We start from the raw sequence: 20,536 nt of genomic DNA, 5'->3' as shown, positions 1-20,536 counted from the left end.
TCCCTCCTTGTTGCTTTAGCAACTATCAGCCTCCGCCGGCCTGGGTGAGCCCGCTACGAAATCGGCCGGCCGCGGTGCGCCAATCGCGATATACCAACGCGGAAGATGCTCGACCCGTTGGAAGTGCTGAAAAGCTTGGTTCGCGATGCTGCGGTGGCTGCGCTGGGGCCCGAATATGCCGATGTGGATCCGCAGGTGCGCCGCGGCCAACATGCCGATGCGCAGGCGGATCTCGCGCTCGGGCTCGCGAAGCGCGTGCGGAAGGCGCCGCGCGCGGTGGCGGAGAGCCTCGTCGCGGCCCTACCGCCGAACGATCTCGTCGAACGGGTGGAGATTGCCGGACCCGGCTTCATCAACGTCACGTTCGCCTCGTCGTGGCTCGTCAAGGCCGCGACCGAGCGCCTGCGCGATCCCCGGCTCGGGGTGGCCCGTGCGAACACGCCGGAGCGCATCACCATCGATTACTCCGCGCCCAACGTCGCCAAGGAGATGCACGTCGGGCATCTGCGAAGCACGGTCCTGGGCGATGCGCTGGCGCGGCTGCTCGAGTTTCGCGGGCACACGGTCATCCGGCAGAATCACGTCGGCGACTGGGGAACGCCGTTCGGCATGCTCATCGAGCACCTGCTCGATCGCCAAGGGCAACCATCCGCCGGCGATTACGAAGTATCCGACCTGACGGCCTTCTACAAGGAAGCGCGGCGCAAGTTCGATGACGACCCCGCCTTTGCCGAGCGCTCACGGCGTCGCGTGGTGGCGTTGCAAGCGGGCGACGCGGAGACGCTCGAACGATGGCGCACCCTGGTGGACATCTCGAAGCGCTATTTCGAGACGATCTACGCGGCCTTGGACATCACTCTGCAGGACCGCGACGTGGCGGGGGAAAGCATGTACAACGACCGCCTCGTTCCGCTGGTGGCCGAGCTGCAAGAGCGCGGCTACGCGCGCGAGGACAATGGCGCCCTCTGTGTTTTCCCTGCAGGGTTCACCAACAAAGACAAAGAGCCTCTTCCGCTCATCGTCCGCAAGTCGGATGGAGGCTTCGGATACGCCACCACGGATCTCGCGGCCATCCGTTATCGGCTTTTCGACGTCGAGGCGACGCGGCTTCTCTACGTCGTGGGTGCACCGCAGACGCAGCACTTCAGCATGGTGTTCACGGCCGCGCGCGAACTCGGGTGGTTGAAACCGCCCGCCCGCGCGGAGCACGTGGCCTTCGGCTCGGTGCTCGGTGCCGATCGGCGCATGCTGCGCACCCGCGAGGGAGACTCGGTGCGCCTGGTCGACCTCATTTCCGAGGCCGTCGCGCGCGCAGAGGCCGTACTCGAAACCAAGGCGCCCGACCTCGATGCGGAGACGCGCACCAAGGTCGCGCGCATGGTGGGCGTGGGTTCGCTCAAATATGCCGATCTCTCCAACGACCGCGTGAAGGATTACGTCTTCGACGTGAACCGCATGGTCTCGTTCGATGGGAACACGTGCGGATATTTGCAGTATGCACATGCTCGCATCCGCTCGGTGTTCCGCAAGTTGGATGCCGGCGTGGAGCTCGGGCCCGTGGAGCTGCCCGCCACCGCGGACGCTGCCGAGCGCACCTTGGTGCTGAACCTTTTGGGCCTCGGCGCCGCCGTCGATGCGGTGGAAACCACGCTGGAGCCGCACCGGCTCACGAGCTATTTGTACGAGCTCGCCACGTCCTTTACGTCGTTCTACGAAAAGTGCCCCATCCTATCCAGTGAGGGCACCGTGCGCGCGTCCCGCCTCGCGTTGGCGGAGCTGACCGCGCGCACGTTGCACCTCGGGCTCGGGCTACTCGGTATTTCGGTTCCCGATCGGATGTAGCATTTACGGGAGCAACCCATTGGGCGCGCGCATTCTGGCGCGCGCCCACCGAACGTCGGTTTGCTAGTGCACCGGATTCCGCGGAACGGGCGTGAATTTGCTTCCGCCACCGCCGTTGGGGCACGAATTGGACACCTTCAAGTAGCCCGAAACGACACCGTCGAAGGCGGCATTGAGTCGTGCGTCGATATCGATTTTGCCCTTGTCGAGATCGACGGCGATGCTCTTCACCACTTCGAGCGAGGCGTTGAGGTCGACGCCCACCCCCGCCTGCACCTGCAGGCAGAAGCCGATGGCCGCCTCGAAGCTCGCCTGGATGCTCAGGGCCAGATCCAAGGCGAATCCGAGGAACCCCAAGTTGCAATTCGAGTTGATCTTCGCGAGGAACTCCGCCCGCGCTTTCACGATGGCCTGCGCGTCGACGGCCACGTTGATGTCCGTCTGCAGCTTCAGGGCCGCGCTTTCCACGATGGCGATGGAGGCCGCCGGGGCCTTCTTGGTGACGAGGGCATCGAGAATGGTGCGAACCGTCGCATCCGCCTCGAGCTTGGCCGACTTTTGCACGGAGAGGAAAATGCTCTTCTTCGCCTCGACCTTCACGTCGGCGTGCGCGTCGATGCTCGCCTCGAGCGACGCGGAGAATGCGGCGTTGAAGGCGAGTGCCGCAGCCGCCTTGGCATTCGCGTGCACGTCGGCCGCCACCGAAGCAGCGATGGCGGCGTCGACGCTGGCATTGAAATCGATGTTGGCCTGGAGCGACGCGGTCGCCGCACCTTGCGCATCGAGGCCGATGGTGGCGTCGAGGGATTTGCTCAAGCTGGCCGCTGCATCGATTCGGGCCTGCGCCACGGCGTGCGCATCGAGGCTCGCGTGCGCATTGGCCAGCGCGCGCGCGTGGGCCGAATGGGCGATGAAGGCGGCTTTGGCCACGGAATGCACCAGGGCATCCACGCTGATGCCCGCATTGGCCGCCGCCGCAATCTGAGCCTCCACGGTGGCATCGACGAACCCGTGCAATTCGGCCGCCAGCGACACGCATGCCTCGCCGGAGATGGATCCGGAGACCGCGAGGTCGGCGAGCGCCTTGGCTTCGATCGAGCTTTCCGTCGAAATGGGCGCCGCGATCACGGCCCCACCGGCCACGTGCGCCGTCGCCTCCAAAATGGCGGACCCCACGACCTTACCCGACGCATCGAGCGCCTCGACGAGCACGATATCGGCCTTCAAATTGGCCGGTACGCTGAGCGAATAGGAACCATTGGCGTCCAAAGATGCATTGGCCACCACGGAAAATTTGCCATCGGCGAAAGCCGACGCTCGGACCGACTTCGTAACCCCTAGTGTGCCCTGCCCTGCCAACCCCGCACCCACGCTCCCCGATCCCTGCGCGGTGACGTGCCCTGAAATCGTCGAAAGGGCCGAATCGTCTTTCCCGGTATTCTCGGAATCTCCGGACGAGCAGCCCATGCCCAAACTCGTCCCGAGAATCAACGCAACCATGCCCCATGTCCTCGCCAGCTTCCTCATGGCAGGCCTCCATTGTGTAGTAGTTGACGCGCGCTGCGGATCTCCGCGCTCGCGGTGTTGCCTCATCTTCCCCATGGCCCTCGCTGTTGACTCTTGGTCAGGAAAACGACGGCCCTCTATTTTTTTGACGGCGACAGCAGGCACCGACCGACGTCGCACGTGGGAGCGTGAGGGATTCAGTCGGCAATCGTTCGCAAATCGTACTTGCGAGTTTCCCCCGCGAAGATGAATGCGAGAAACGTCAAGGAGAGTGTGCCCATGAGCAGCCACGCAATGGGCGCCGTCGAATGGTAGCGCCGTAGCAACGCGACGCCGAGCAGCGGTACCGCCGAGCCTCCGACGACGGATGCCAATTGGTAGCCAAGCGACGCGCCGGTGTAGCGCACGGTGCTCGGGAACAGCTCGGCGAAGAAGGCCGATTGCGCTCCGGTCAAAAGGCCGTGAAGGACAAGTCCGACGAGGACCACACACAACACTGCGCCGAACGTGCCCTCGTCGACCCGGGGCAATCCGATCCATGCCCACGCGGCCAGCAGCACCACGAGGACGATATTGATGCGGCGCCGCCCCACGACGTCGCTGGCCCAGCCGCCGAGCAACATGCCCGCGGCCTGGAAGGCGGAGGCGATCAGCACGGCGGTAAGTCCGATTTGCTTGGGGCGGTGAAGCACCTCGGTCAAATACGTCAGAAGGAAAATGCTGAAGGTGTAATAGCTGGCCTTCTCGCCCACCGCGGCCATGGCCGCGAGGACCACCGCGCGTTTGTGGCGCGCGAGGACGGTGCGCAATGGTGCATGCTTTTTGGTGTTTTTGGCCTTGGCCTGGAGCTCGACGAAAATGGGCGACTCTTCGACCGCGTGGCGCAGCCAAAGCCCGACGAGGACCAACAGCGCCGACGCGAGAAAGGGAATGCGCCAACCCCATTGGAGAAATTGCGCGTCGGTCACCGTGGTGCTCATTAGCGAGAGCACGCCGGTGGCCACCAGATTGCCCAGCGGGCCACCGGTCTGGGGCCAGCTGCTCCAAAAGCCGCGATGCCGATCGTGTCCGTGCTCGGCAATGAGAAACACGGCGCCGCCCCACTCGCCGCCGAGGGCGAGGCCCTGCACGAGGCGCAAGAGCGTGAGCACGATGGGCGCGGCGATGCCGATGGTCGCGTAACTCGGCACGAGGCCAATGGCCACCGTGGCAACGCCCATGAGGATCAAGCTCACCATCAAGGTGCGGCGCCGGCCAAGGCGATCGCCGAAGTGCCCGAAGATGACACCGCCGAGCGGGCGCGCGAGAAAGCCCATGGCGTAGGTGGTCAAGGCCAACAGGGCGCCCACGAGTGGCTCGGTGTTGGGAAAGAATACTTTGTTGAAGACAATCGCCGCCGCCGAGCCATAGACGAAGAAGTCGTAAAACTCGATGGTGGTCCCGGCGACGCCGGCGCCCACGACTTTGGCAAATCCGGATTTCGTCATTTCCACGTGGCGACGAATCGTACACGCTCGAGCGGAACACCGGAGAGCAGACCGTCGGGCCGCGGTGCGTCGAAGTCGACCTTCACCGAGCGCGCGCCGACGATTTCCAAGGCGCCCGCCACGAAGCCGGCGGTGGCCCGCACGAAGAGGCCATCCATGGGCTTGGGCAGCTTGGTGAGCTCTCCCTCGAGGCGCGCGGGTGGCACCAACGTCGTCTTCGACGCGCACGGCTGGAAGTACCGGTTGAACGCGAGGTGAAGCCGCTCCGCCATGGGCTCGGGCGCGCGCGCGTGGAGGAGATGACGCCATAGCCTCTGGGTGGTGGCACGCGCCGCCCACCGCGCGCGCTCTTCGATGAAGCGACCGATCGGGATACCTTCGATCCGGGAAACGATCTCAGCGAGCCGAACGTACGGTGAGATGTCGTAGTCACTTCCCAGCAGGAAAATTTGCTCGAAAAATGGCGCGAAGGGATCGCCCGCGAGTGCAGCCCATACCGCCGGACGGCCGCCGGGAACCTTCTTTTCGATGTACGCGAGCGTGGTGGTGTAGGCGAGGCCACGCACGCGAAAGGGCCCTTGGCCAAGAGCGAATTCGCGAACCGAGAGCGGCTTGTATTGCCAAGTGTCGGCCACGATCCATGAAGTATATCTCATCTGAGCCGCAATTCCCGCGACGAAGTCGCACTTCGCCGGCTAACTTGCAGGCCAACGAACGGAGGGATCGACATGGCGCGATTGTGGCGAACGTATGCAGCCCTATCGGGAGTGCTCCTGACGGGCTGCGCATCCTCGTCGGATGGCACGGTTAATTCTGGAGAACCCATCGAAGAAGGTTTGATGTCATCGAATTATGCTGCGCCCGCTGTGCGCCGGCACATCGCCTTGGATGCCGGCTGGCGGTTTCTGCGCGCGGATGCTTCCAATGCGCAGTCGCCGCAGTTCGACGATGCGGCCTGGTCATCCGTCAACACACCGCATACGTGGAATGCCAAGGATGGACAGGACGGCAACAATGATTACTACCGCGGCATCGGATGGTACCGGCGTCATTTCATAGCCGATGCGAGCCTCGCGGGGAAGAAGCTTTGGCTGCAGTTCGACGGCGTCAATACCGTAACGGACGTCTGGGTGAATGGCACGCACCTGGGCCAGCACCAGGGCGGGTTCGCACGCTTTCGGTTCGATGCGACAGCGGCCTTACGCCTCGGCACCGACAATGTCATCGCGGTGAAGGTGAGCAACGCGGCCAATGTCAATATCGCGCCGCTCAATGCGGACTTCACGTTCTTCGGGGGCATCTACCGGCACGTGAGCCTCGAGGTCACCGACGAATTGTCGATTCGCATGCTCGACTACTCGGGTCCCGGCGTGTACCTGCGGCAGCGCAGTGTGGGCGCGGACTCGGCGACCGTCGATGTGACGACCAAGACGTGGAACAACAGCGCACGCACCCGCCGCCTGAAGACGCGCACGGTGGTGACGGATGCCGCGGGCGCGGTGGTCGCGGATTCGAGCACGGCCACGCGAACCTTGGCGACCAAGACGGGCGATCAGGTGACGCAAACCGTGACCATCACGCACCCGCGGCGCTGGAATGGGCGCACCGATCCGTATTCGTACAAGGCGACGGTGGAGCTCGTCGACATTGACACCGGTGTCGTGGCCGACGCGGTGACGCAGCCGCTCGGACTGCGCACCTTCGGAGTCAATGCAAATACGGGATTTTCCCTCAATGGGAACCACCTGGCGCTGCACGGGGTGAATCGACACCAAGACCGGCTCGACAAGGGCTGGGCGCTGGGCGACGTCGAGCATGTGCAGGATTTCGATTTGATGGATGAAATGGGGGTCAACTCGCTTCGCACCGCGCACTATCAGCAGGATCAGAAGGTGTACGATCTAGCCGATGAACGCGGGTACGTGATCTGGACGGAGATCCCGCTGGTGAACGCCATCACGGACAGCGCAGCATTTCGTGCGAATGCCGATCAGCAGCTGCGTGAATTGATTCGGCAGAATTACAATCATCCGTCCATCGTCTTTTGGGGCATCGGCAACGAGCAGCGCACCGACGATGCGGCGACGAATTCGCTTCTGCAGAGCCTCGCCGACGCGGTGACCAGCGAGGATCCCGACCGGCTTTCCACGTACGCGCACAACTTGGGAAATACGAGCGGGTTGATTTCCCACGCCGAGACGACGGGGTTCAACAAGTATTATGGCTGGTATTCCGCATCGTCGAACGACTTTGCGCCGTGGGCGGACGGGCTGCATAGCAGCCAGCCGTCGCGGACCATCGGGATCAGTGAATACGGTGCGGGTGCGAGCATCGTTCAGCATGCGGAGAATCCGCCCAAGCCGGTTCCCGACTCCGATTGGCACCCGGAGGAGTACCAATCGATCTACCACGAGTCGCATTGGTCACAGATCGCCGCGCGCCCATTCATCTGGGGCACGTACGTATGGAACATGTTCGACTTCGCCGCCGATCAGCGCAGCGAGGGCGATACCTACGGGCGCAACGACAAGGGTCTCGTGACCTACGATCGCACGACGCGCAAAGACGCGTTCTACCTGTACAAGGCCAATTGGACAGCGACCCCCTTCGTCTACATCACGAGCCGCCGCTGGACCGATCGCACCGCCGCCACGACGACCATCAAGGTCTACGGCACCGTCGACAGCGCCCGCCTCACCATCAACGGCAACGCCGTGGGCAGCGCCGTCACCTCGAGCAACCACGTGTACACCTGGGCCAACGTGACGCTCTCGCCCGGGGCCAATCTCGTCGAGGTAACCGGTAGCAAGGCTGGGGTCACCTACAAGGACACGGTGACGTGGAGGGTCTCTCCCTGATTGATTGAACAGGGAGGCGGGGAGACGGGGAGTTTTTTGGATTCCAATTGGCTCAATGACTAATTGGAAACTAAAAAACCTTCCCGCCTTCCCGCCTTCATGTAAATTTCTCTCTTCTAGCTTGAAGTATTCGAAGGCGGATTACTTCGCGTAAACGCCTTTCACGAAACCCGTCAGGTTGTCGATGGTCCAATCGGGATACTTTTTCTTGAGCGCGGCCCGGATCTGCCGGCTTGCCGGCTGCGCGCCCTCCCCCTGCCGCTCGAGCGCCATGGCGCGATCCCTCACCTCGACGAGAAACGACTTCTCCTGCTCCACGAGTGAGCCATCTCCGATGGGGCTATGGTCTGGAACCACGTGGCGAGGTCCGAGTTTCGCAACCTCGTCGACCGCTGCAATCCAGCTCGCGGGGGTGCCGCCCTCGCCATAAATGAACGGTCCGACCTTGTTCTGAACCACATCACCCGAAATCAGCGTTTTGTCCGGGTCGACGAAAACCAGTTCGTCGCCTTGGGTGTGGGCTGGGCCCAGCCAGAGCAAGCGCGCCGTCACGCCACCGCCGAGGTCCAGGATTCGCTCCCGATCGAAGGTCTCGTCCGGTGCCCGGAGCTGCTCGCCGGCAAGCAGCGATTTCCATTGATTGTTCTGGCCCGCGAACATCCGGATCATGTCCTCACCGTGGCGATCCATCTCGTCCTGCTGCACCTTGTTGCGAATCAACAGGGTGCCGGCCGGGAACCCGAGCACCCCACCTGCGTGCTCCGGGTGAAAATGCGTCGTCGTCAGGACGAGGCGATTGCTCGGCGCGAGCTTCGTCGCGACCTTTGCCGCCGTGGCTCCATTGCGCCGGCCCAGGCCCGTGTCCACCACCAGCGTCGCATTCTTCCCGACGGCGATACCAATGTTGGGAAATCCAAGGATCGCCCAAACGTGTTCGGACACCCTCACCGTCTCTTCCGAAAGCAGCTCGTCCTGGAAGGGAGGTGCAGGCACATCGCTCGACCCGACGGCATCGTGCGAGGAAGCCGTCGCGCACGAACCTGCGCTGAACGCAACGAGCAAGGCCAGGGTGGCATTCTTGTACGGATTCATCATCTTCTGGCCTCGTCCCCAACTTCGCTCGAAGGCGTAACGCTTTCCTGAAGCATCATGCGGTGGTCTTCGTGTCCCAGCTTGTGGCAATGAAAGACGTAGGTGCCCGTGAATCCTTCGTTCTTGAAGATGATTCGCACGGTGCCGCCGTTTGGCGGGACCTGGACGGTGTCCTTGAAGCCCATATCCTGGGCGGCCGGCGGCTGCCCATTGACGTCGAGGACATTGAACTGCACCAGGTGCTTGTGGAAAGGGTGCGCGAAGGCCGAGTTGTTGGTCAATGTCCAGATCCGGACGGCGTCGAGCGGATTGGTAACGTCGATGCGCGCCGGATCGTACGTAAGGCCATTCATCAGCCAACTGCCGTTCGCGAACGTGAAGGCAATATTGTCCGACCCCGTCGATTCGGCCTCCGTGTAACGCGTGATCGTCGACAGCGCGTTCGGGACCGTGCTGGTATCCATTTCGCTTCGATCCACCGTGAATTGCATCAAGGTCCCGATGGCCGGCGGCGTGGCATCCGTGTTGAACAAGGAAAGTACGGTGCCCACGGCGTAGGGCGCGAAGTCCACGACGATGTCGTAGCGCTCACCCGGGGCAATCGAGAGGCTGGTCGTGCTGACCGGCGCTTGGAGCAGCCCGCCATCGGACGCAATGACCTGGAAGCTCTGGGGGGTCGTCCCAGCGCGCAGCTGCAGGTTCCACAGGCGAATGTCCGAACCATTGAGCAAGCGAAAACGGTATTTGCGATTGGCCACGCCGTGGACGGCATTGGCCACGCCATTGACCACCGGCGTGTCGCCGAAAAAGCCGTTGGCTTGGCCGACGTACACGAGGTTATTGTCCGCGTCGAATTGCTTGTCTTGGAGCAACAAGGGGATATCGTATTCGCCGGATGGGAGTTTGAGCGCGTCCTCGGCGGGATCGTGGATGATGTAGAACCCGGCAAGTCCGTTGTAGACGTGCGCACCGGTCAGATCCATCGTGTGATCGTGGTACCAGTACGTACCCGCGCGTTGGTCGTTGGGATAGGTGTAGACCTTCGACGAATTGGGCGCGATGTACTCGACCGGGTGACCATCGCTTTCGGCAGCGACTTTATGGCCATGGTTGTGGATGGTCACATTTTCGCTCCACGCATTGGTTTGCGTCACCGACATCGTTTTACCCTTTTCGGCGACCAGGGTGGGCCCGGGAAAGATGCCGTCGAAGCCCACGATAGGGGTCGGATTCCCCGGCTTCATCTGCGCGGTGCCCGCCTGGATCGTGAGATGGTGGGTCGTCGAAGTCGGCGGGATCCGCAGTGGGTTGATGAACGGCCCCTCGGCCGTGACGGCGAACGACATTCGAGCGCTCGATTCCGTGCCGGGTTCGTCGGGTTTGGAGCTCGCCCCCGAGCATCCGGAGGCGAAGCTCGCTACGAGCAGGCTCGCGCCAATCGATATGCGTGCCAACGTATGTAGGCTCACGGCCATTCCTTTCTCGCGCATCTATGGAAGGCGATACGCGGCTTGTAAAACGTCCTCGTACCGGATCGGGCGGAGCCAGCTTTCGCTGAATACTCCCCACCGGAGCGCACCATTTCGGTCGAACAACAATAGGCAATGCATCGCAACGCCGCACGAGCGCGTGACCCTCTGCTCGGGATCCGACAACAAGGCGAAGGGAAGCTCGGACGAGCGTTGGTAGCGAACGAGTGCATCGGGCTCGTCCGCGCTGACGCCGTACACGCGGACACCGGTCGTCGAGAAACGGGGGATCTGTTGCGCAAGTCGGGACAGTTCGTTTCGGCAGTAAGGGCACCAGACACCGCGAAAAACGACCAGCAGGAGCGGCCTGTTGGTTTTGTCCAATTCGATGGGGGTGCCGTTCTGGTCCTGCAACGTGACTGCCGGCACACTCGTTCCGAGGGCAAGCCCTGGTGGAACCGGCGGAAGTCCGTGCGAGCGTGCCAGAGAGCTCAGAGCGGCCACGTTGAGCAAACAGGTTACCGTGACGCCCATGACGACGTTGGCCCTCCAGCGAACCGCTCCGAGAATGCCGGCAGTGCCAAGGAGGACGAAGAGCACGAGCGGCCAAGGGCGATCCCGCAGCGACGGTGGCAGGAGCATCATGCGGTCGAGCGCCAAGTAGAGCGGCATGCCACAAAGAAACAGCGTGCCTGCGGCCATGGAGGCGAGTCGAGTTGACATTGAATTTCCGAAAACGAATCAGTTCGAAACGATGTAAAGATTGGCTTTACATTCTTCATCGCGAATCGTCTCGCCGCGATGCACGGGGCGTGTCATCGATTCCGTATTGTAAACACACGTCACTTCGAGCCGATCCCCCAGCTCGAGCCGCAGCGGCTTTTCGTAAATGAAGAGGCGTTGGCTGTAGAAATTCCAATGATCGAAATTTGCGGCGCAATCGCGGGACGCACCGTGGGCGTGGTCGATTTGCATCGTTCGCCCTAGCGTGTGCATCTGCGGGGCGACGGCGAGAACGGTGGCGGGGCGATCCACCGTGCGTTCGCCCTCGGCCTCGACGTGGACCTTCCCGGGGGCCAGCGCGATGTCCCCCGCGGAAAGGGCCACGAAAGAGGCCTCGCGAACCTGCCCGACGTCATCGAGTCTCAGATCGACCCGCGTCCGTGTGGCCACCCCCAGCCCCGACGTGATCACGTTGTAATGGACCTGGACCACCATCTTGCGCCCGGCTGCGAGACGCAATCCGGTGCCTTCCGGGAATGGCAATGACGGCGCCCCCCACGTCCAGCTCGCAACGAGCCGCGCCGCATCCAATCGCGGCGAGCCGTAACACGAATAGCCCGGGGCCAGGTCCTCCTGATCGAGGCGCGTGGCCTCGGCATCCGCCTCGCTGGAGGCCGTGGAAAATATGGTCACTTGCGCAACCATGCGCGGATCGGAGGACTCGACGCGAATGCCGGTGAGCATACGGTCGCGCGAAAGTCCCGGGTCCACCACGAAACATCGATACGCGCTGGCCCCGAGCCCCGCCACGTAATCGGCGCCCGTGTCCAAAGTCACGTCGGCGCGCCCGAGCTCCGGCAGGGTTTTGCGCTCGAGCGCCAATGGCTCGGTGGGATCGCCGCGCGGCATCCCCTGCTCTTGCCAATGAACCAACGTCGAGAGCTCCCCGTCGGTGAGCCACGACGAATCGTTCCAGGTCCTACAGGTGCCGCTGTTCTCCGCGATCCACGGCGGCATCATGCGCGCTTGGACCATGTATTTCATCGTCGCGCCCACCTTCGACAATGCTTCGTAGCTGTCGAGCCGCGGCCGCGCGGCAAGGCCGTCCGAGGAATGGCAATGCACACACCGGCGATTCACGATCGGGGCGATGTCACGATCATAAGAATACGATGGCGCATCGTGCATGCGCCAAAGGTTGCCGATTCCTGCGAACGCGATGGCGATGGCCGGCAAACATGCCGCCGAGGCGAGTTGGAATGCTGGAATGCGGCTCCACACGGCGCTCAAGCTAGGCGCTGTGCCGAATGTCTTCCAGTGCACCTACAGCACTCTATCCGTGCGTCGTCTGCACTCCGCGGAGCGTCGTTTCCGAGGGGGAGACGGGAAGTTTTTTGCTTCCCGTCTTCCTGTGACTACTTCGAATACTTCTCGATCCAGCCGAGCACTTCTTCGTGCCAGCGTTTCGAGTTTTGCGGCTTCAGAACCCAGTGGTTCTCGTCGGGGAAGTACACGAAACGCGAGGGGACGCCGCGGCGCTGCAGGGCGGTGAAGGTGGACATGCCTTGGGTATCCACCACGCGGAAGTCTTTGCCGCCGTGGATGACCATGGTCGGGGTCTTCCAGTTTTTCACCAGCTTCATCGGGCTATGCTTCGAGTAGCCCTCGGGGTTGTCCCACGGCGTGCCTCCGTGCTCCCACTCCGGGAACCAGAGTTCCTCGGTGTCGAAGTACGCGGTGGTCTCGTCGAGGTTCCCGTCGTGGCAAACGAGCGCCTTGAAGCGATCCGTATTGCCGTTGATCCAATTGATCATGAATCCGCCGTACGAGGCGCCGAGCGCCACCATGCGGGACTTATCCAAATAGGGATATTTGGCCAGCGCCGCGTCCAGCCCCTTCATGATGTCCTCGTACGGCGCCCCGCCCCAATCGTTGCGAATGGCATCCGTGAAGGCCTGGCCGTACCCGGTCGAGCCGTGGAAGTCGACCATGATCGCGCCGAAGCCGCGCCCCGCGTAAATCTGCGGGTTCCATCGGTAGTGGAAGTGGTTCCCGAAGGAGCTCTGCGGTCCTCCGTGAATCAGCATCGCCACCGGCACCGGACCACGCGCACCGTGCGGCTTCACGATCCACGCGTGCACCTTCTCGCCCTTGGCGCCATCGAAGGTGAATTGCTGCGGCTCACCCCAATCGATCGCGGCCACGCGCGCATCGTTGATGTGCGTAATCGGCTTCGGCGTGCGCCCGTCGAACCCGGAGACCCAAATCTCGGCCGGGTTGGTCAGCGTATCGCGCAGGAACACCAGGCGATCGCCCGCAACCTGCACGTCCGCCACGGTGCCCTCCTGCACCAGGGTGGTCACCTTTCCGCTGTCTGCGGCAATCCCAAAGAGGCTTCGGTGCCCAAGATTGTCGGCCGTCGCGTACAGCGTCTTGCCGTTGCGGCTCCAGGTCAGCGTGGCCACCGAGCGATCCCACGCCTCGGTCAGCACGCGCGATTGCCCGCTCTTCCAATCGAGGATGACGACGCGGCGGCGATCCGCCTCGAAGCCCGCACGCGACATCGCCAAATAAGCGACCTTCGATCCATCGGGAGAAAAGACCGGGGACGTATCCTCCGCCGGGTTCTTCGACGTCAGGGACACCGGCGCCGCGCTTCCATCCGTGGGAACGCGCCAGAGATCGATGTTCGTCGACCACGCGGCCTCACGGCCCACCTGCTTCGACGCGAAGACGACGGCGCGTCCATCCGGGGAGATGGTCACTTGATCGGGACCGCCGAACGGCCCGGGCGGAGCATCGTAAGGAGAGCCCTTCATCAGGTCGATCGGCGGCCCGTCGGGGCGCCACACGAAGAGGTGCGACCGCTTGCCATCGTCCCACTTGTCCCAATGCCGGAACATCGCTTGGTCGAAGGCCATCACCTTGGAGGGAGACTTCGCCTTGGCCTCGTCGCGCTTGGCCGTCTCCTCGACGGTCGCCGCATCGGGGTAGACCTCCATCGCAATGAGGAGGCGCTTGCCGTCCGGAAACGGAATGGCGAAATCCACGTCCAGCGGCAGCGAGGTGACCTGGCTGGGCTCACCGCCCTCGAGCGGGAGGCGATGCACTTGCATGGAGCCGCTTCGCCGCGAGATGAAGTAGATGCTCTTTCCATCGGGCGCGAAGCGCGCGCCGAAGTCACCCTCGGGGTGCGTGGTGAGGCGGCGCACCGAGGCGCCGTCGACGGTGGCCAGCCAGAGATCCGTGCGGCGCTTGTTGGCCGTCACGTCGGCGGTGGAGACCGTGAAGACGACGAGCTTTCCGTCGGGGGACACGTCGAGCTGCTCGAGACGCTCCATCGCGAGCATGTCATCGACGTTGAACGCGTGGTGCGGTCCGGCGGCCGCCGCCCGCACTTCGGGCAAAATCGGACTCGCGACGTCGACGGAAGGGGCCTGCGGGGCGGTAGGGGAGGTGCTGGCGCAGGCAGCCAGCGCGCAAGCGAACACAGGTAGCAGAGGGCGCGGCATATGCATCGTGCGCCTCTTTACAACAACTCAGCAATTTCGTCGATATTGGCACAATCGAGTTGCAGCAACTGGCCATGCACGCGGCAAGCAAGAACGGGGGCGGTGTGCCGCAAACCTCGACTCTACTTTGGAGATCGGCGTAGTTCGAGCCGGTGTTTTCGAATCAGGCGTGCCAGGGCATGGCGGCTGGACAGACCAAGGGCGCGCCAGGCATGTTCGATGACCCCGTTGTGGGCGTCGAGGCAAGCTTGGATGCGGGCGGGACTCAGGGAATCCTCGTCGCCGCCGGCCACGGGCAGCTCGCCCGTGCTGGTGTCCAGCCGGATATCGGGGCTGGTGTCCACCTCTTTGCGTGGGCCGCGGGCCAGCACCTCGGGCACCTCCAGGCGATCGCCGGGGCTCGACATGACGGATTGCCATACCAACGTGGAAAGTTCGCGCGCGTGCGTCGTGTACGGGTGGCGCAGCAGCGACTTCACGAGATCCGCAGAAAGGCGCGGCGTGGTGCCGTCCATGAAGCGGGCAACGGCTTCGGGATCGCTCGCGTGGATGCTCCGCAACACATGGGCGAGAAGCAACGGGATGTCCTCGCGGCGTTCGCCGAGGCCCGCGAGCTCGATGCGGAATGGAAGGCGCGCGAGCACGTCCTGCTTCAACGCGGCGAGCGGCCGATTCGTGGCCGCAATCAGGCGAAAGTCCGCCCGGCGCGGGCGCGGCTCGCCCAGGCGCGTGTACTCACCCGCGTCGAGCACGCGAAGCAAATGCGCCTGCAGCCCCGAAGGCAACTCCGCGAACTCGTCGAGAAACAAGGTCGACTCGTGCGCCTCGCCCACGAGCCCCGCACGCGCCTCCATGCCCGCGTTGGGGTAGTTGCGCGCGTTGCCGAAAAGCTCCGCGTCGATGAGGCCCTCGGGCAAAGTCGCCGCATTGCGCGAGACCATGGCCCGCGTCTGCCGATCCGACAGAGCATGCAGCGCCCGCGCGACCAGCTCCTTGCCGGTGCCGCTATCGCCGCGCACCAGCACGTGCCCCGCGCGCTTCGCCACGAAGGCCACGATTTCGCGCATGCGCCACGCCTCGGGCGACTCGCCGACGATGCCATGCGCATCGGCCATGCCGAATTCGAAGGGCGGATACGCGCGCAATGCACCCGAGGGCCCAACCCACGCGAGGCGCTCCACGCACATGAGAAGGACCTGCCCGCGCAGCTCGAGCAGATCGCCCGGGCGCACGCTCAGCTCGGACACCTCGGTGTCGCCGCTCTCGCCGAAGAGACGGCACCGGCCGACGTTTTTCACGTGGAGAACGGCTTCGCCGGGCTCGCGCCACACCTGGAGCTGCTCGCGTGAAATCCGCTGGGACTCGAGCGGGCCCGCCCGGGTGACCTCCCCGGGGCGCTGCCGGAAGAAGGTCACCCGCGGGCGCACGTCCCCCGGGCCCGGCTCCGGCTTGTCGCTGCGCCCCAGCACGTAAACGTCCTTCTCGCTCGTGAGCAGCGCAATCTCGCCCACGCGATGCGGCTCGGACGACGACCATACGATGATGAACCCGACGTCCTTGCGCTCGCGGGCACCGTCGTTGCCCGTCTGCTCGGAGTCGTCCGTCGACGTCAGTGTCGTCGTGGTCACCAGGCTATCCTACGTCTATACTCGTCGTCCGTGCATCAAGGCGACATCGTCGCGGAGCGATTTCGTATCGACCGGGAGATCGGCAAGGGTGGCATGGGAATCGTGTATTCTGCACACGATCTCCAAGCGAACGCGCCGGTGGCCCTGAAGGTCCTGGGCCGAAGCGAGGATAGCGAGGGCCGCTTCATGCTGGAGGCCACGCTTCTTTCGGAGCTTCGCCATCCGAGCATCGTCTCGTATGTCGCGCACGGCTTGACCGCCGATGGCCAGCCCTACCTCGCCATGGAGTGGCTCGATGGGGAAGACCTCGGCTCGCGACTGCAATGGCACCGCGACGAGGACACCGGACTCGAACTCGACGAGGCACTGCGCATCTTCCGGCACCTCGCCGAGGCCTTGGCTCACGCCCACGCACACGGTGTCATTCACCGCGACATCAAACCGAGCAACGTCTTCCTTCTGCGCCGCGAGCAGGGCGTGGGGCCGGCCTCGGGCGAAGGCGACAGCGGGCTGCGCCTTCTCGATTTTGGCATCGCGCGCCTGGAGACCAACACGCGCACGACCATCACGGCCACGGGCCGCGTCATCGGCACGCCGGGCTACATGGCCCCCGAGCAGATTCGCGGCGAAAAAGTCGATGCCCGCGCGGACGTGTTTTCCCTGGGCTGCCTCATGTTCGAGTGCATCACGGGCAAGCCGGCGTTCGTGGCGAACCATGCGCTGGCCGTGCTGCTGAAGATCGTGCTCGAGGAGCCGCCGCGCCTTCGCGATCGCCTGCCCGACGTGCCCGAGGAGCTGGATGCTCTGGTGGCGGCCATGTTGTCCAAGGAGCGGAGCGAGCGTCCGCTCGATGGCGGCGCCGTGTTGGCGAAGCTGCGCGAGATCGGTGCGCACCGCGGGCTCATGTCGATGGCGCCCCCCTCGATGATGCGCGTGCCCGTCATCACGGAGGCGGAGCGAAGGCTGGTCTCGGTGGTGGTCGCCGGCGAAGCGGTGACGTGGGATCCGAAGGCACTGGTCACGCCGCCGGCGGAGGCTTCGCTGGCGTACGCATCGACATTGGGCACGTCGGAAGATCTGGTGGCGGTCTACTCGCGCGATTTCCGGCGGGCGGTGCTCGATCCCGTGGCGCTCGCCGATCTGGTGCGGCCCTTTGGGGCCAAGGTGGATCGGCTCGGCAACGGCGCGCTGGTGATGACGCTGTGGGCGGCGGCCAGTGAGACGGCGGCCACGGATCAAGCCATGCGCGCGGCGCGGTGTGCGCTGGTGCTGCGCGCGGCGATGCCTTGGGTGCCGATGGCGCTGGCCACGGGGAGGCGCGAGCTCGGGCGAACGCGCACGGGGCCGGACACGATCGACGAAGCCATCGAGCGCGCGGCGCGGCTCTTCGAGCGCGAGCTCGATCGGCCGCCCGAGAGTCGCATGCCGCGTTCAGGAGCGACGCCGCGCCCGAGCTTGCGGTCGCTGCCCATACGCATCGACGAGGTGACGGCGGCGCTGCTCGATGCTCGGTTCGAGGTGGCCGGAACGGGCGACCACCTGGAGCTGCACGGCGAGCGGGAGCACGTCGTGCCAGCGCGCACGTTGCTCGGCCGGCCTGCGGCGTTCGTGGGGCGTGAGCGCGAGCTCTCGCTGCTGGATGCGACGTTCGACGAGTGCGTCTCGGAGAAGTCCGCGCAGAGCGTGTTGGTCACGGCGCCGGCGGGCATGGGCAAGTCGCGATTACGGGAAGAGTTTCTCCATCGCCTGGAAGCGCGTGCGCCGAACACGCGCGTGTGGCTCGGTTCGGGCGATTCGATGCGACAAGGCTCGCCGTTTTCGCTGCTCGCACCGGCCGTGCGGCGGCACGCGGGCCTGGTGCGCGGGGAGCCTGCGCAATTGAGCCAGCAGAAGATCGTGGCACGCGTGGCGGAGCGGGTGCCGCGAAAGAATGTCGCGCGGGTGGCGGCGTTCGTGGGCGAGCTGGCCACTGTGCCGTTCCCCGACGACGCGAGCCCCGAGCTTCCTGCCGCGCGGCGCGATCCGTCGGTGATGTTCGAGCAGATCCGCCGGGCGTGGCAGGAGCTGCTTGCCGCGGAGACGGCGTCGGGCTCGGTCATCGTGGTCATCGAGGACATGCACTGGGCAGATCTTCCGTCGGTGCAGTGCCTCGGCGAGGCGCTGCGCGATCTGCACGCGCGCCCGTGGATGCTGCTCGCGCTGGCGCGGCCGGAGGTGCACGAGCAATTTCCGGATCTGCGGCAGCGGCGCAAGATGCAGGAGATTTCTCTGTCGCCGCTGTCGCGAACGGCGGCGGAGCGCTTCGTGCGCGATGCGTTGGGGGAAAAGGTCGGCGCGGAGTTGATTGCGCGCCTGGTGGAACGCGCGGAGGGCAATGCCTTTTATCTGGAGGAGTTGATCCGGGCCATCGCACAGGGCAAAAACCACGAGGGCCTGCCGGATACGATTCTGGCGATGGTGCACACGCATCTGGAGCGGCTGCAACCGCGCACCCGGCGCGTGCTGCGCGCGGCGAGTGTGTTCGGCGAGGTCTTCTGGCGGGGTGGCGTGGCCGAGCTCCTCGGCGGACAGCAGCGGGCGGCGACGCTGTCGCGCGAGCTGTCGCTGCTGCTCGAGGAGGAGATCATCGTGCGCCGCGGGGCCGGGAAATTCGCGGGCGAGGACGAATACGGCTTTCGGCATGCGCTGCTTCGTGATGGGGCGTACGCCATGCTGACGGACGAGGATCGCGCGGCGGCGCATCGAGTGGCAGGCGCGTGGCTCGAACGCAGCGGGGAGGACGACGCCGGGTACCTGGCCGAGCACTACGAGCTCGCCGGCGATCCGGTTCGGGCGCTCGATTGGTGGTGCCGCGCGGCCGAGCAAGCTTTCGAGGCGAATCACCTGGACGCGGCGCTTCGCGATGCGGAGCGGGCCATCGCCAAAGGTGTCACCGGCGAGCGCCTCGGGGCGCTTCGCCTGGTGCAAGCCGAGACGTACATCTGGCGCAACGATCACGAGCCGGTCGCGCCATGGCTGGACGAGGCATCGGCGAATTTGCCGCGCGGAAGTGCGCTGTGGTGCAAAACGATGGCCGGCAAGCTGGTGGTGCACGCGCACCACGGCAACGTGCCGGCGCTGGCCGGGGTCGTCGGCGAGCTGCAGAGCATCGATCCGCTGCCCGAGGCGCGCGCGGCGTACGTGATGCCCGCGTCGTTCGTGGTGTCGTTCGCGTGTGCGCTGGGGATTTACCCGATGGCGGGCGCCTTCCTGCAGCGGCTCCTTTCCTTCTGCGACGAGCCGACGAAGGCCGATCCGGTGGCGTGGGGCTGGGCGCTCCTCGCGCAACGTCAGTGCGCGCGCTTCTTGGGCGGAAATCCTTGCAGCTACAAGGAACTCGGCGAAGCCTGCGTTCGGTCCTTCGAGAGCGCGGGCGATACGCGCAATGCGCTTTTGGCGCGCGCGTGGTGGGGCCATGCGACGCTTCTCGCGGGCGCCGCCGGCGACGCGGAGGAGATGATGCGCGAGATGATCCCGCTGACCGAGCGCATCGGGCTCGCCTACGCAGGTGACACCGCACGGGCCATCCTGGCCCTGGCGATCGCGCAGCGTGGTCTGTTCGACGAGGCCGCGCACGAGGCGAGCATCGCGGCGACATCCCTCGTTTCGCACAACCGCGTCCTCGCGGGCTTTGCGCTCACCGCGCTGGCCCACGTGCACCGCTCCGCGGGCGCGCTCGAAAAAGCCGAATCGACGGCACGCGAGGCCGCGGGCACGCTGATCGCGTCCCCGCCCTACCGCGCGCACGCCCTCGCGGTGCTGGCCGAGGTCCTACTCGACGGCGGCCGCCTCGACGAAGCCCGCGAAGCCGCCACTTCGTCCCACGAGATCCTGACCAGCATCGGCACCTTCGAAGACGCCGAATCGCGCATCCGCCTCGTCTACGCCAAGACCCGCGAGTCCCCCACGGAGGCACTGCAGCAGGCGCACGCTCGATTGATGGCACGCGCCGCCACGTTCCACGACACGGCGGATCGCGAGCGCTTCCTCAGTGGGGTCCCCGAGAACGCGGAACTTCTCGCGCGGATCACGTCTCGCCGCTGAGCGGTACAGCTGCTGCCTGCGCAAGGGATGTACCTTTCTGCATCCCGCTAGCGCATCCTTAGAATAGGATGCATGGAGCGCATCAATCTCAACATCCCTGCCAAGGATCGGGCCCTTTTGCGCCAGCTTGCTGGCGACCGTTCGGAAGCGGAATATTGTCGAGAACTACGGCTGCGCGCACTTCGAGAGGACCGAATTCGAGCTCTCAACGGGGCACTCGCGAAGATGTCGCCACAAACGCGTGAGCGCCTGCGACTTGCGAATGAACTCCTCGATCGGATGTGCAAGTGAGAGCCACGAAAAGGGGACATCCTAAAATCACCGTCGGCAACCGGA

12 protein-coding genes are annotated in these 20,536 nt (G+C 64.7%); 3 read left to right on the top strand and 9 right to left on the bottom strand.

Translation table 11 applies throughout. The annotated features are described in order from the left end of the window. The first annotated feature begins 105 nt into the window (after positions 1-105). On the top strand, positions 106-1,842 hold the full coding sequence (argS, locus tag LZC95_01665; protein ID WXA95549.1) for an arginine--tRNA ligase: 1,737 nt from the start codon (positions 106-108) through the stop codon (positions 1,840-1,842). A gap of 63 nt (positions 1,843-1,905) precedes the next feature. Here argS and LZC95_01660 read toward each other — a convergent pair whose 3' ends face one another. The 3 genes from LZC95_01660 to LZC95_01650 all read right to left on the bottom strand — a co-directional run bounded on the left by LZC95_01660 (position 1,906) and on the right by LZC95_01650 (position 5,470). Continuing rightward, positions 1,906-3,369, bottom strand: coding sequence for a hypothetical protein (locus LZC95_01660; protein ID WXA95548.1), 1,464 nt, complete (start codon positions 3,367-3,369; stop codon positions 1,906-1,908). Positions 3,370-3,545: 176 nt separating this feature from the next. Further along, positions 3,546-4,835, bottom strand: a complete 1,290-nt coding sequence (locus LZC95_01655) for an MHS family MFS transporter (protein WXA95547.1) — start codon at positions 4,833-4,835, stop codon at positions 3,546-3,548. Beyond that, positions 4,832-5,470, bottom strand: coding sequence for a hypothetical protein (locus LZC95_01650; GenBank protein ID WXA95546.1), 639 nt, complete (start codon positions 5,468-5,470; stop codon positions 4,832-4,834). Before LZC95_01650 ends, LZC95_01655 begins: the two co-directional genes overlap by 4 nt. Positions 5,471-5,674: 204 nt before the next feature. Here LZC95_01650 and LZC95_01645 point away from each other — a divergent pair, with 204 nt between their 5' ends. Then, complete coding sequence (locus LZC95_01645) at positions 5,675-7,693, top strand: beta galactosidase jelly roll domain-containing protein (GenBank protein ID WXA95545.1); 2,019 nt, start codon at positions 5,675-5,677, stop codon at positions 7,691-7,693. 141 nt (positions 7,694-7,834) lie between these two features. On the opposite strand, the gene LZC95_01640 is transcribed toward LZC95_01645, so the two are convergent. The 6 genes from LZC95_01640 to LZC95_01615 form a co-directional block, all read right to left on the bottom strand. Beyond that, positions 7,835-8,788, bottom strand: a complete 954-nt coding sequence (locus tag LZC95_01640) for an MBL fold metallo-hydrolase (GenBank protein ID WXA95544.1) — start codon at positions 8,786-8,788, stop codon at positions 7,835-7,837. Further along, positions 8,785-10,254 carry a multicopper oxidase domain-containing protein gene (locus tag LZC95_01635; protein WXA95543.1) on the bottom strand — a complete coding sequence of 490 codons (1,470 nt, stop codon included), beginning with the start codon at positions 10,252-10,254 and terminating at the stop codon, positions 8,785-8,787. Before LZC95_01635 ends, LZC95_01640 begins: the two co-directional genes overlap by 4 nt. A 21-nt stretch (positions 10,255-10,275) precedes the next feature. Beyond that, complete coding sequence (locus LZC95_01630; GenBank protein WXA95542.1) at positions 10,276-10,977, bottom strand: peroxiredoxin family protein; 702 nt, start codon at positions 10,975-10,977, stop codon at positions 10,276-10,278. Between the two features lie 18 nt (positions 10,978-10,995). Continuing rightward, entirely contained in the window at positions 10,996-12,258 is a 1,263-nt protein-coding gene (locus LZC95_01625; protein ID WXA95541.1) for a hypothetical protein, read from the bottom strand. 134 nt (positions 12,259-12,392) lie between these two features. Continuing rightward, positions 12,393-14,495: a S9 family peptidase gene (locus LZC95_01620; GenBank protein WXA95540.1), complete on the bottom strand. Its 2,103-nt coding sequence runs from the start codon at positions 14,493-14,495 to the stop codon at positions 12,393-12,395. A 116-nt stretch (positions 14,496-14,611) separates the two neighbouring features. Further along, positions 14,612-16,117 (bottom strand): sigma 54-interacting transcriptional regulator, encoded by a 1,506-nt coding sequence (locus LZC95_01615; GenBank protein WXA95539.1) that lies wholly within the window; start codon positions 16,115-16,117, stop codon positions 14,612-14,614. A gap of 30 nt (positions 16,118-16,147) precedes the next feature. On the opposite strand from LZC95_01615, the gene LZC95_01610 reads away from it, so the two are divergent. Next, positions 16,148-20,200: a protein kinase gene (locus LZC95_01610; GenBank protein WXA95538.1), complete on the top strand. Its 4,053-nt coding sequence runs from the start codon at positions 16,148-16,150 to the stop codon at positions 20,198-20,200. Positions 20,201-20,536: the final 336 nt, after the last annotated feature.

The sequence above is a fragment of the Sorangiineae bacterium MSr12523 genome (genome assembly GCA_037157775.1).
Classification (GTDB): Bacteria; Myxococcota_A; Polyangia; order Polyangiales; family Polyangiaceae; genus Pendulispora; species Pendulispora brunnea.
Note: the sequence above shows the minus strand (reverse complement) of the source record. Positions and strands in the feature narration are given on the sequence as shown.